Genomic DNA, 12,330 nt, shown 5'->3' with positions numbered 1-12,330 from the left:
CGGTCCCTTGGCGCGCTCGTGCGTCCCGGTCGTCACAGAAGTCCCAGTACCGGGCGGAGAGCCGCCGGGCGCGCGAGCGCCGGCAGATGGTCCACGAAGTGCACCGCACAGCCCACCCGCGCCGCGCCCCCGTCCGCATTCCGGTCGTCGCCCACCATCAGCGCGCGCCGGGGGTCCTGGCCCAGCGCCGCGCACGCCGCCAGGAACAGCCGCCCGTCCGGTTTCTGGATGCCGTGTTCGTACGACAGGACGTAGGCGTCCACGAAGCGGTCCAGCCCGTGCGCGCGGAACACCGGGCGCAGGTCCCAGCCGATGTTGCTCACCACGGCGACCCCGACCCCGCGGTCGCGCAGCGCGCCCAGCACCTCGGCCGCGTCCGGGTACGGCTGCCAGGCGTCCGGTGTCATGTGGCGCTCGTACAGCGCGTCGTACAGCCCCGGGTCCGGCAGCTCCACCTGACGGGCCAGCGCCGTGTACGCGGCCCGGTGGTGCCCGGCGCTCAGGTCACGGGAGGCCCACAGCCCGGCGAGGTGCTCGGGAAGGTGCCGCGGGGCGGCGCCGCCCGGCAGCGCCCCGGCGGTCTCCAGTTCCCCGGCCCAGCGGGCGGCGTCCGCCGGAGAGGCCGCCGTTCCGGAGGCGGCCAGGACCGCGCCCAGCCACGCCTCGGTCGATTCGACGCGGAACACGGTGCCGGAGAAGTCGAAGAGCACGCTCTTGATCGTCATGCGGGGATCCTTCCCCGCTCAGCCCCGCCGGGACCCTGCCGTCCGCTCGAAGGCCAGGACGGAGACCGCCACCAGGCACACCCCGAGCAACCAGCCGCCCACCACGTCCGACGCCCAGTGCACCCCCAGGTACATCCGGGTCAGCCCCACCCCCAGCGCCGACAACACGCCCACCGCCAGGACCGCGCGCCACGCGCGCGTGCCGGGGCCCTTGCCGTGCAGCGCGAGCAGCCACAGCAGCAGACCGCAGGTGAGGGCCGCCGTCATCGCGTGCCCCGACGGGAAGGCCGCGAAGTGCGCGTGGTCCACCGGGTCCGCCCATTGCGGCCGGTCCCGGCCCACCACCGCCTTGAGCAGGTGCTGGAACGCCGCGCCGACCAGGGCGACCGCCGCCGTCCACAGCGCGAGCAGCCGTTCCCCGGACCACCACAGCCAGGCCACGACCACGGCGATCAGCACCCGCATCGCCCACGGGTCCCACACCCAGTCGCTGAGCACCCGGTTGACCCGGGTGAACACCGGGCTGCGCACCGCCGACGCGTGCAGCCCGTCCGCCACCATCCGGTCGAACGAGGCGAGCGGGCCCCACTCCACCGCGACGAGCACGAGCAGCACCCCCGCGGGGACGCCGGACCACCATGCGACGGCCGGGGCGGACGGGGTGCGTGTGGGGGGAGGGGGTGTGGGGGAGTGCATGGAACGATCCTTACCGGGAACGGGGCGGCTATCCCCGCGCGCGGGACGTTCCCGCAATCCGTCCTACCGCAGTCCCCGCAGCGCCGGTACGAACGCCATCAGCGCCGGTACGAACGCCACCATCAGCGGTACCACCGGCACCAGCGCCGCCGTGGCCGTCAGCCGCAGGCGCCGGCCCGCGGTGAGCCGGGGCGCGGCGGTCAGCAGCCGGTTGACCCGCTGCGGGAGCTGCGCGTCCGGAGCGGGGGAGGGGCCGAAGACGCCCCGGTCCTCGTTCAGTTCCACCAGCGCCAGGGCGATCGTCAGCCGCCCGAACCGCCGGGAGGCCACGTCGTCGGCGGCCAGCTCCACCAGCCGGTGCATCTCGTCGCGGAACGCCGCGAACACCGGGACCTGCGGGAAGCCCGTCGCCAGCGCCGCGGAGCAGTGCAGCAGCCAGTCGTGCCGGGCGCGCGCGTGCCCCTGCTCATGGGCGAGCACCGCGTCCAGCTGGCGCCCCTTCAGCCGGTCCAACGCGGCGGTGGTGACCACCAGTTGTGGCGCCGTCCCCGGCAGCCACCAGGCCTCCGGGCGCGGCCCCTCCAGCAGCACCAGCGGCTCCTTGCCGGGCTCCTCACCCGGCAACAGCGGTGCCCGTACGAGGAGTTCGGCGCGCCGTCGGCGGCGCCGCGCCCGCGCCCGGCGCACCTCCCGCGTGAGCATCGCCGCGCTCCACAGGCCACCGCAGGCCAGCAGCACCGCGAGGACCGCGGACCACGGGCCGTGCGCGGCCAGCGCGTACGCCTCCACGACCGCCTGCGGCGCCGGCGCGAACACATGTCCGCGCACCGCCTGCCAGGCGGCCGCCGCGCTGAGGGTCATCGACAGCCCGAAGCTGATGAGCACCGAGGCCACCACGCACTGCCACACCCACAGCGCCACCACCGGCTCGCGCTCCGCCCAGTCGGCCCGGGCCAGCAGCCGCGGAGCCGTCAGCGCGGTCAGAACGCCGAGCGTGAGCAGCGTGAGGGAGACCACCATGGACTCACCTTATGAGCGCGGGACTACTCACCGGTATGGTCTCGTGGGCCAAGTGACGCACGACACGGTTTGACAAGGCCCCCGAGCCCGTGCTTCACAGCGTCAGAAGCATCGCCAGCATGGCCGTTCCCATGGAGACGCGGCAGGCGGCCGCCACCCCCGCCCCCGCCGCCTCGGCCGCCACCGGCCCGTCGGCGACCGGCCCGCCGGCCGGCACGGCCACCGGCACCAGCCGCGTCCCGGCCCGCACCACGTAGGCCGCGTAGTACGCCAGCAGCGCCCCCGTCACCAGCGGAATCCCGCCCGGGTCGGCGAGACCGTGGCCGCCGTGTGCCCCGGAACCCGCTCCGGCCATCACCACCGCCATGTAGACCATGGCGAGCGAGCCCACCAGATGGTGCAGGTGGTGGCCCCCGCGCCGGGCCGGCCACGCGGCGTGCAGGGACGCGGCACCGAACACCGCCGCGTACACCACCCACCCCTGCGGTACGGACACCGGCACCGCCATGGCCGCCATGCCGAAACCCATCACGGCCTCACCCCCGGCCGCCGTCCGCGCCGCACCGCCGCACCGCCGCATCCGCACCAGGCAGTACGCAGCGGTCGATCCGCACAGGGCGGCCAGCAGCCAGCCGGTCATCGCGGGTCCGTGCACGCGTACCTCCCCGTTCGGCGAGACGGCTCGGCGGGAGGATGCCCGCACGGATCCGGCGGCACGCGAGCGCAGGGTCGTACGACGGGGGCGTACGGGGGAGCGTGAGCCCGGTGCGCCCTGCGCGTTAGGCTCCCTGGCGAGAAACCAGGACCGAGGAGAGCCCCATGGACACCGCACCGCCCCGGGACGGGCTGGAGCTGACCTACCGCGACGCCGTCGAGGCCGACGTCCCCGCGCTCGTCGCCCTGGTGGAGTCGGCGTACCGCGGCGACTCCAGCCGCGCCGGCTGGACGACCGAGGCGGACATCCTCCAGGGGCAGCGGACCGATGCGGACGGCGTGCGGCAGGTCATCACCACCCCTGGTTCGCGGCTGCTGACGGTCGAACGCGACGGCGAGATCATCGCCTGCTGCCAGCTCGAACACCGCGGCGAGACCGCCTACTTCGGCATGTTCGCCGTCCGCCCCGGGCTTCAGGGCGGCGGTGTCGGGCGCCGCGTGATCGCCGAGGCGGAACGGCTGGCCGCCGCCGAGTGGGGCGCGCGCGAGATGCACATGACGGTGATCTCGGTCCGCGAGGAGCTGATCGCCTGGTACGAGCGGCGCGGCTACCGCCGCACGGGGAAGACGACCCCGTTCCCGTACGGCGACGAGCGCTTCGGCCTGCCGCAGCGCGACGACCTCCGGTTCGAGCTGCTCGTCAAGGAGCTCGACCGCGGCCCGTCGTGACCGTGCCCCCCTGCCGCTGACGGCCGCGGCCCGCTGCGGCGGCGCCCGCCCGGAGGCAGCCCGCCCCTGGACGGCCCGCCGCTCCCGGCGCGCGCGCGGCCCGCGCACGCCGCATCGGCCCGGGAAGCCCCGGCCCCAGCAGCCTGCCGCACGCCGCCCCGCGCCCCGGTCCGGGGCCGCACCGCAGCGGACCGGGGCCGCCCGGCCGGGGCCGGTCAGGAAGGCCCCGGCTCCGCGGGCTCGTCGGTGTGGAACGCCAACTGCCCGTTCCCCACGTTCACCCGCACCCGCGCTCCCGCCGGCAGGCGGCCGTCGAGCAGCAGCCGTGACAGCCGGTTGTCCACCTCCCGCTGGATGGTGCGCCGCAGCGGCCGCGCCCCGTACTCGGGCTGGTGGCCGCGCCGCGCGAGCCAGTCGACCGCGTCCGGGTCGAACTCCACCGCCACGTCCTTGGCGCGCAGCCTGCGCCGCGTCTCCTCCAGCAGCAGATCGGTGATCTGCCGCAGCTGCTCCTCGTCGAGGCGCCGGAAGATGACGACCTCGTCGATGCGGTTGAGGAACTCCGGACGGAAGTGCTCGCGCAGCGGCCGCAGCACCCGCTCGCGCAGCGCCTCCTCGTCCGCCTCCGCGCCGGTCGCGCCGAAGCCGAGCAGGCCGCGCGCGCCGCCGATCGCTTCCGAGCCGAGGTTGCTGGTCATCACGATGACGGTGTTCTTGAAGTCGACCGTCCGTCCCTGGGAGTCGGTCAGCCGGCCGTCGTCCAGCACCTGCAGCAGCATGTTGAACACGTCCGGGTGGGCCTTCTCCACCTCGTCCAGCAGGAGCAGCGAGTACGGGTGGCGGCGCACCGCCTCCGTCAGCTGGCCGGCCTCCTCGTGGCCGACGTACCCCGGCGGCGCGCCGACCAGCCGGCTGACCATGTGCCGCTCCTGGAACTCGCTCATGTCCAGGCGCACCATCCGCTCCTCGCTGCCGAACAGGGCGTCCGCGAGCGCCCGCGCCAGCTCGGTCTTCCCCACGCCGGTGGGGCCGAGGAACATGAAGCTGCCGATCGGGCGGCTGGGGTCGGCGAGCCCGGCCCGCGAGCGCAGCACCGCCTCGGAGACGGCCGTGACGGCCTCCTCCTGCCCGATGACCCTCTTCTTCAGGTGCTCCTCCAGGCCGAGGAGCCGCTCCCGCTCCTCCTGGGTCAGGCTGCTCACCGGGATCCCGGTCTGCCGGCTGACCACCTCGGCGACGGCCTCGGCCGTGACCTCCAGGACCCGGCCGTCCCCGGCCTGCGGCTCGCCGCGACCCGCCTTGATCCGTTCCTCGATGTCGTGGACCCGGTCGCGCAGCTCCGTGGCCCTCTCGTACTGCTCCGCCGCCACGGCCTGGTCCTTGTCCCGCAGCAGCTGCTCGCGCTGCCGCTCCAGGACGCGCACATCGGCGTCGCCCGAGTCGGAGCGCAGCCGTACCCGGGCCCCGGCCTGGTCGATCAGGTCGATCGCCTTGTCGGGCAGGAACCGCTCGGTGAGGTAGCGGTCGGACAGCTCGACGGCCGCGAGCAGCGCCTCGTCGGTGTACCGCACCTGGTGGTGGGCCTCGTACCGGTCCTGCAGGCCGCGCAGGATCTCCAGCGCGTCCTCGGGGCTCGGCTCGGGCACCAGGATCGGCTGGAAGCGCCGGGCGAGGGCCGCGTCCTTCTCGATGTAGCGGCGGTACTCCTCCAGCGTGGTGGCCCCGATGATGTGCAGCTCCCCGCGGGCGAGGGCCGGCTTGAGCATGTTGCCCGCGTCCATGGAGCCGCTCTCGGAGCCTCCGCTGCCGGAGCCCGCGCCGACCACGGTGTGCAGCTCGTCGATGAAGACGACCAGCTCGTCGGAGTGCGAGCGGATCTCGTCGATGATGGCGTTCATCCGCTCCTCGAAGTCGCCCCGGTAGCGGGTGCCGGCCACGACCCCCGTCATGTCCAGGGCGACGACCCGGCGGTCGCGCAGCGTGTGGGGCACGTCCCCCTCGGCGATCCGCTGCGCCAGCCCCTCGACGACGGCCGTCTTGCCGACACCGGCGTCACCGATCAGCACCGGGTTGTTCTTGCCGCGCCGGGAGAGCACCTCCACGGTCTGCTCGATCTCCGGCTCGCGGCCGATGACCGGGTCGATGCGGCCCGCCCTGGCCAGTTCGGTCAGGTCGCGGCCGTACTTGTCGAGGGTCGGCGTACTGCGCTGGGGCAGCGGCCGGTGGTCGACGCCGGTGTCCGCCCAGCCGCCGGGCGGGACGCGCGGTGCGCTGCCGCCGCCGCTGCCGGGGACGGCGCCCGGGTCGAAGCGGGCGGCGGTCAGGATGCGGCCCGCGGCCGAGTCGGGGTTGGCGGCGAGCGCGGCGAGCACGTGCTCCGGCCCGATGTAGGAGGCGCCGGTGTGCCGCGCCAGGTCATGGGCGTCGAGCAGGGCCCGCTTGACGGCGGGTGTCACGGCGATGCGCGACTGCCGGGGGCCTTCGCCCGCGCTCCGGTCGATCTCGGCGGCCAGGGCGTCGGGGTCGGCGCCCGCGCGGGCGATCAGGTCGCGGGTCGGCTCGGTGGTCAGCGCCGCCCGCAGCAGGTGCTCGGTCTCCAGGTCCGTACTGCCGTGCTCGGCCGCGTACGACGCGGCGTCGCCGACCATCCGGCGGGCCGGCTCGCTCATCAGACGGCCGATGTCGATGTACCGGGGCCCGGACCGGCCCGCTCCGCCGGGCGATCCCGCCCCGCCGCCGAAGAAGCGGGCCAGGAACTCGCTGAAGGCGTCGGGGCCGAAGCCTTCCGGGCCCATGAAGCCGCTGCTCATATGTGTCCGTCCGGTGTCCTGGGGTGGCTTGGGACACGTCGCGGGTTCCCGGGCGCCTTGCGGTTACACCTGGGGCGGACGGGGCGGGAGCGGCTCCCACCAGGCCCGGCGGGGCGGGTCAGGCGGTGAAACGGCCGGTGCGCCGGATCTCCGGGAAGTCGGTGGTCGCGCCGTCCAGCTCCAGGGCACGCACCAGGCGCAGGTGCTGCGGAGTGTTCACCACCCAGCCGATGACCCGCAGGGAGGCCGCCCGCGCCCGTTCGACGGTTTCCAGGGTCAGCCGGCGGATGTTCAGCGCCAGCGCGGCGGCTCCCACGGCCTGCGCCCGCTCCACGATGTCGGGGCCCCAGTGGCCGGCGATGAGCACCGTCCGCACCCCCGGCACCAGCCGGGCGATCTCGGCGACGGCCTCGTCGTGGAACGACGACACCTCCACCCGGCCGGCCGGGTCGTGCCGCCGCAGCACCCCGGCCAGCGCGCGGGCGGCGGCCACGTCCTTGATCTCGGCCTGGATCGGGGCGCGCACCGCCTCCAGCACCTCCTCGAACACGGGGATCCGCTCGCCGAGCCCCGCGTCGAGGCCGCGCAGCTCCGCGAGGGTCTTGTCGGCGACCGGACCGGTGCCGTCGGTGGTGCGGTCGACCTCGGCGTCGTGCATCACGACCAGGGCGCCGTCCTTGCTCAGGTGCAGGTCGAGCTCGATGGCGTCCATGCCCGCGCTCTCGGCGCGGCGGAAGGAGCGCAGGGTGTTCTCGGGTTCGACACCCATGACTCCGCGATGACCGATGATGAGGAAACCCAAGACCTTCTCGCTTCCGTCGGGTGACCGGATCCACGCGGGACGGCCGCAGCCTAACGGCGGCCCCATGGGATGTGACCGGCCACGCCACGCCGGAATGGAGCACTCCGTTCCCTCACCCGCGCGCGCCCCCGGCACGCGCCGGGGTACCGGCCGCCGAGGTCAACCCACCCGTTCGGCCCTCATCCACCGCCGATGCATGCGCCTCAGCATCCCGGGACAGGAAAAACAGCGGTCACGACGGGGGGTCGGCAGGATAATTTCTTCCACCTCCACTTGTGGCGAAGAACCGCCCATGGATACGGTGCCTTAACGCGAGGTTCTCCCGTGGAGGAAAGTGATGACGGAAATTCTTGTGCAGGAAGCTGCTGCTGGGACTGTGGGGGCCCATGGGGCCGCAGATACCGACGCCGGGGCGGACGCCCGGGTGGTCGACCACCCGGCCTGGCCCGAGCTCAAGAATGCCGTGGAGGAGATCCGCGTCTGGCAGTCGGCGGACGGCTCCATAGACTTCGGCGCCGACGGAGCCCCCTCCCGCGCGACGGTCGACGCCGCGCTCGACCGCGTCGTCGCCGCCGTGGAGCAGCTCTCCCCGCTGGTGCCGCACGATGCCGCGTACCACCGCGCCCTCGTCGCCGACCTGCGCAAGTGGGCCGACAGCGGTTACGCCGTCCCCGACTTCCTGGACTCGCTGCTGGCGTTCCAGCCCGCGGCCCACCGCGTCGACGGCCTCCAGCACCTCGTGCTGTTCCCGATGTACACGCAGAACGGCAACCCGGACCGCAACCTCGAAGCGGTCGCGCTGCGGATGGTCTGGCCGGACTGGCTCGCCGAGCTGGAGGCCACCCGCTACGACAACCCGCTCTTCTGCGGCATCACCTTCGAGGACTTCACCTCCGGCTACGACACCAACTCGGCCGTCCTCTTCCCGGAGACCATCGCCGTCCGCGAGGCCCCCGAGCGCTTCAGCTGGGGCGGCATCTTCTGCGACCGCGAGGCCGCCCGCTTCCGCCGCGTCACCGAGGCCGCCGTCGGCATCCTCGGCCTGGAGCTGCCCGGCGACATCCAGGAGATGCTCGGCGACCAGGAGCGCTGCGAGAAGGCCTTCGTCCTCTGGGACATGGTCCACGACCGCACCCACAGCCACGGCGACCTGCCGTTCGACCCCTTCATGATCAAGCAACGCCAGCCGTTCTGGATGTACGGCCTGGAGGAGCTGCGCTGCGACCTCACCGCCTTCAAGGAGGCCGTGAAGCTGGAGGCCGAGGGCAACCCGCACGGCCGTGACGTGCAGTACGCCGTGCTGTTCGACCGGATGTTCCGCTTCCCGGTGACCGGCGACCGCGTGCGCAACTACGACGGCCTCGGCGGCCAGCTCCTCTTCGCCTACCTCCACAAGCACGACGTGGTGCGCTGGACCGACAACACCCTGCAGATCGACTGGGAGCGGGCCCCCCAGGTCACCAACGACCTCTGCGCGGAGATCGAGAAGCTCTACCGCGACGGCATCGACCGCCCCAAGCTCGTGCACTGGTTCGCCGCGTACGACCTGGTCTCGACCTACCTCGCCCCGCACCCCGGCTCGCGCTGGGCCAAGGGCCCCGACGCCCTGGACCTGAGCCTGCCGCCGCGCAAGCTGGTGGACGACGTGCTTCCGGACGAGTTTCCGCTCAGCATGTTCTACGAGGCGCTTGCCAAGAAGCTGAAGAACGTGATCGCCTCCACCAAGGGCATCACCGCGGCGACCCCCGGTGCGGGCACCGCTTCCGAGGCCGCCGCGTGAACTCTCGTACGCAGGAGGAGGCGACGTCCATGAACGGCGACGGTAACGGCAACGGGGCGCTGGAAGGCGCGGTCATCGCGGTGGCGGGAGCGGCCGGCCCGGCCGGGCGCGCCGCCCTGATGCGGCTCGCCGCGGCCGGCGCGACGGTCGTCGGCGCCGACTACGACCCGGAGCGCCTCGCCGAGGCGGTCGACGCGGCCCGGTACATGCACGGCGGCGCCACCGTCACCGGGGAGATCGTCGATCTGCTCGACCTGGATGCGACGCGTGCGTGGGCGGACAAGACCGAGAAGGAGTTCGGCCGCATCGACGGCCTGGTCCACCTCGTCGGCGGCTGGCGCGGCAGCGCCTCGTTCGCCCAGACCGACCTCGCCGACTGGGACCTGCTGGAGAAGCTGCTGATCCGCACGGTCCAGCACACCTCCCTCGCCTTCCACGACGGGCTGCTGCGCAGCGACCGCGGCCGCTACGCGCTCATCAGCGCTTCCGGCGCCACCCGGCCGACCGCGGGCAACGCCGCGTACGCCGCGTCCAAGGCGGCGGCCGAGGCGTGGACCCTCGCGCTCGCCGACGCCTTCCGCAAGGCGGGGGGCGAGGAAGGGCCCAAGGCGGCGGCTGCCATCCTGGTGATCAAGGCACTGGTGCACGACGCGATGCGCGCCGAGCGCCCCAATGCGAAGTTCGCGGGCTTCACGGACGCCAGGGACCTGGCCGACGCCATCGCCGGCCTGTGGGAGAAGCCCGCCCAGGAAGTGAATGGACAGCGCCTGTGGCTGACCCCCAAGCCGTGACCCCCGCCGTCAGGACCGACGCCCGGCGGCGCCACGACCCGACCGTACGCGGCTTCGCCAGCGACAACTACGCCGGCGCCCACCCGGAGGTCCTCGCGGCGATCGCCCTCGCCAACGAAGGCCACCAGGTCTCGTACGGCGAGGACGTCTACACCGAGCACCTCCAGCGGGTGATGCACAGCCACTTCGGCCCGACCGCCGAGGCGTACCCCGTCTTCAACGGCACCGGCGCCAACGTCACGGCCCTCCAGGCCCTCACCGACCGGTGGGGCGCGGTCATCTGCGCCGAGTCCGCCCACATCAACGTGGACGAGGGCGGGGCGCCGGAGCGGATGGGCGGGCTGAAGCTGCTGACCGTCACCACTCCGGACGGCAAGCTGACGCCGGAGCTCATCGACCGGCAGGCGTTCGGCTGGGACGACGAGCACCGCGCGATGCCGCAGGTCGTCTCGATCACCCAGAACACCGAGCTCGGCACCGTGTACACGGTCGAGGAGATCCGGGCGATCGTGGAGCACGCCCACGGGCTGGGCATGAAGGTCCACCTCGACGGTGCCCGGATAGCCAACGCCGCCGCGTCGCTGAACGTGCCGATGCGCGCGTTCACCAACGCGGTGGGCGTGGACGTGCTGACCTTCGGCGGCACCAAGAACGGCATGCTCATGGGCGAGGCCGTGGTGGTGCTCAACCCGGACGCGGTGCGGCACATGAAGCACCTGCGCAAGATGTCGATGCAGCTGGCGTCCAAGATGCGGTTCCTGTCGGTGCAGTTCGAGGCGCTGCTCGCCAAGGACCTGTGGCTGCGCAACGCCCGCCACGCCAATGCGATGGCGCAGCGGCTGGCGGAGGGCGTCCGGGCGGTCGACGGCGTCGAGATCCTCTATCCCGTCCAGGCGAACGCGGTCTTCGCGCGCCTGCCGCACGAGGTGTCGCTGCGGCTCCAGGAGCGCTTCCGGTTCTACTTCTGGGACGAGGCGGCCGGAGACGTACGGTGGATGTGCTCCTTCGACACGTCGGAGGACGACGTCGATGCCTTCCTCCTGGCGCTGAAGGACGAGATGGCACGCTGATCCGCCATGGATCCCGCGCCCTCGGCGCCACCTGATGACATGCATGAGTATGCGACCGGCTGGAAGTTCATTGACTCCAGCCGGTCGCTTCTCTATGGTCGGTGCATATGGAGCTGATTCAGCACACCCCCGAACTCTCCGCCCAAATCGCGCCCGGTGAAGCCATCGATCATGAGCATTCGCCGGTGCGCGGCATCGCCGCCCGTCTCACCGTTGATCATCCGGATGCATACTCATGCGAGAAGGCTTCCTTCGAGCTGGTCCGCGACGCCATCGCGCACTCGGTGGACGCCGACCGGGGGCAGTCGGCCTTCGCCGTGCGCTCGGAGTCCAATGTATTGGACTATCCGGTACAGTATTCTGAACCGGTCGTGTCGAACGTCCCGCAGGCCGCTCCCGACCGGGCGCACCTGTGGCAGACGCTGCCCACGGAACTCTGAACGGCGGACCATGACCCAGTCGCTGCCCCTGCCCCTCTCCCTGCCGCTCACCGTCGCCGACGAGGTGCGCGCGCTCGCCCCCGGTTTCACCCATCTGGCCGTCGAGGCCCGCGGTCTGGTCAACGGGCCCAGCAACGCGGCGAGCTCCGCCCTCCTCGACGAGGCCGTACGCCGCCTCACCGAGCGGCTGGACGGCCGCGCCCCGCACGAGGACCCCCACGTCGCCGCCTGGCGCGCGGCGTACGGCGCCTTCGGCGCCAAGCCCTCCCGTACCCGCAACTCCGCCGAGGCGCTCGCCCGGCGTGCGGTCTCCGACGGCGGCCTGCCCCGGATCAACCTGCTCGTCGACGCGTACAACGCCATCAGCGTCGCCCACCTGATCCCGGTCGGCGGCGAGGACCTCGACCGCATCCGGGGCGGGATGCGCCTGGTGCGCGCCACCGGCGACGAGCCGTTCGCCACGGCGGCCGGCGGCGAGGAGGTGACCGAGCACCCGGAACCGGGTGAGGTCGTCTGGTGCGACGACGAAGGTGTCACCTGCCGTCGCTGGAACTGGCGCCAGGGCGTGCGCACCCGCCTCACCGAACGGTCCGTGAACGCGCTCTTCCTGCTGGAGAGCCTGCCGCCCATGACCCACGGCGCCCTCGAAGCGGCGGGCGTCGAACTCGCGGAGGCGCTGGAGGCCCTCAGCCCCGGCGCCCGGATCACCGTCCGCGCGTCCGGCGGCTGAGACGCGCGCGGACAGCCGGGGGAGGGCGGAAGCGGGAGGGCGCGGTGAGCCGGCGGCCCCCGGAGGGTGGCCCCGGCGCCCGG

At 73.2% G+C, this 12,330-nt stretch carries 12 protein-coding genes; 6 read left to right on the top strand and 6 right to left on the bottom strand.

The window, feature by feature from the left end; all coding sequences use genetic code 11:
• Positions 1-32: 32 nt before the first annotated feature.
• The 4 genes from ACIA79_RS20155 to ACIA79_RS20140 form a co-directional block, all read right to left on the bottom strand.
• Positions 33-725 (bottom strand): HAD family hydrolase, encoded by a 693-nt coding sequence (locus tag ACIA79_RS20155; protein WP_399429684.1) that lies wholly within the window; start codon positions 723-725, stop codon positions 33-35.
• A gap of 18 nt (positions 726-743) precedes the next feature.
• Positions 744-1,421, bottom strand: a complete 678-nt coding sequence (locus ACIA79_RS20150) for a phosphatase PAP2 family protein (RefSeq protein ID WP_399429683.1) — start codon at positions 1,419-1,421, stop codon at positions 744-746.
• Positions 1,422-1,484: 63 nt separating this feature from the next.
• Entirely contained in the window at positions 1,485-2,441 is a 957-nt protein-coding gene (locus tag ACIA79_RS20145) for a M56 family metallopeptidase (protein ID WP_399429682.1), read from the bottom strand.
• A 94-nt stretch (positions 2,442-2,535) separates the two neighbouring features.
• Positions 2,536-3,096, bottom strand: coding sequence for a DUF5134 domain-containing protein (locus ACIA79_RS20140; protein ID WP_399429681.1), 561 nt, complete (start codon positions 3,094-3,096; stop codon positions 2,536-2,538).
• A gap of 164 nt (positions 3,097-3,260) precedes the next feature.
• Here ACIA79_RS20140 and ACIA79_RS20135 point away from each other — a divergent pair, with 164 nt between their 5' ends.
• Positions 3,261-3,824 carry a GNAT family N-acetyltransferase gene (locus ACIA79_RS20135; protein WP_399429680.1) on the top strand — a complete coding sequence of 188 codons (564 nt, stop codon included), beginning with the start codon at positions 3,261-3,263 and terminating at the stop codon, positions 3,822-3,824.
• 215 nt (positions 3,825-4,039) lie between these two features.
• Here the strand turns inward: ACIA79_RS20135 and ACIA79_RS20130 are convergent, their stop codons facing one another.
• Both ACIA79_RS20130 and ACIA79_RS20125 read right to left on the bottom strand, forming a co-directional pair.
• Positions 4,040-6,634 carry an ATP-dependent Clp protease ATP-binding subunit gene (locus ACIA79_RS20130; RefSeq protein WP_399429679.1) on the bottom strand — a complete coding sequence of 865 codons (2,595 nt, stop codon included), beginning with the start codon at positions 6,632-6,634 and terminating at the stop codon, positions 4,040-4,042.
• A gap of 118 nt (positions 6,635-6,752) precedes the next feature.
• Positions 6,753-7,436, bottom strand: coding sequence for a glycerophosphodiester phosphodiesterase (locus ACIA79_RS20125; protein ID WP_399429678.1), 684 nt, complete (start codon positions 7,434-7,436; stop codon positions 6,753-6,755).
• Between the two features lie 337 nt (positions 7,437-7,773).
• On the opposite strand from ACIA79_RS20125, the gene ACIA79_RS20120 reads away from it, so the two are divergent.
• The 5 genes from ACIA79_RS20120 (at position 7,774) to ACIA79_RS20100 (ending at position 12,247) form a co-directional block, all read left to right on the top strand.
• Positions 7,774-9,216 carry a DUF6421 family protein gene (locus ACIA79_RS20120; RefSeq protein WP_399429677.1) on the top strand — a complete coding sequence of 481 codons (1,443 nt, stop codon included), beginning with the start codon at positions 7,774-7,776 and terminating at the stop codon, positions 9,214-9,216.
• A 29-nt stretch (positions 9,217-9,245) separates the two neighbouring features.
• A complete protein-coding gene (locus ACIA79_RS20115; RefSeq protein WP_399429676.1) occupies positions 9,246-10,007 on the top strand; it encodes an SDR family NAD(P)-dependent oxidoreductase in 762 nt (253 codons plus the stop codon).
• Complete coding sequence (locus ACIA79_RS20110; protein ID WP_399429675.1) at positions 9,986-11,077, top strand: threonine aldolase family protein; 1,092 nt, start codon at positions 9,986-9,988, stop codon at positions 11,075-11,077. Before ACIA79_RS20115 ends, ACIA79_RS20110 begins: the two co-directional genes overlap by 22 nt.
• Positions 11,078-11,184: 107 nt before the next feature.
• Positions 11,185-11,517: a hypothetical protein gene (locus ACIA79_RS20105; RefSeq protein WP_399429674.1), complete on the top strand. Its 333-nt coding sequence runs from the start codon at positions 11,185-11,187 to the stop codon at positions 11,515-11,517.
• A 10-nt stretch (positions 11,518-11,527) separates the two neighbouring features.
• Positions 11,528-12,247: a B3/4 domain-containing protein gene (locus tag ACIA79_RS20100; protein WP_399429673.1), complete on the top strand. Its 720-nt coding sequence runs from the start codon at positions 11,528-11,530 to the stop codon at positions 12,245-12,247.
• Positions 12,248-12,330 lie beyond the last annotated feature (83 nt).

Source organism: Streptomyces sp. NPDC051310, assembly GCF_044455245.1.
Taxonomy (GTDB): domain Bacteria; phylum Actinomycetota; class Actinomycetes; order Streptomycetales; family Streptomycetaceae; genus Streptomyces.
This window is presented reverse-complemented; position numbering and strand designations above follow the sequence as displayed.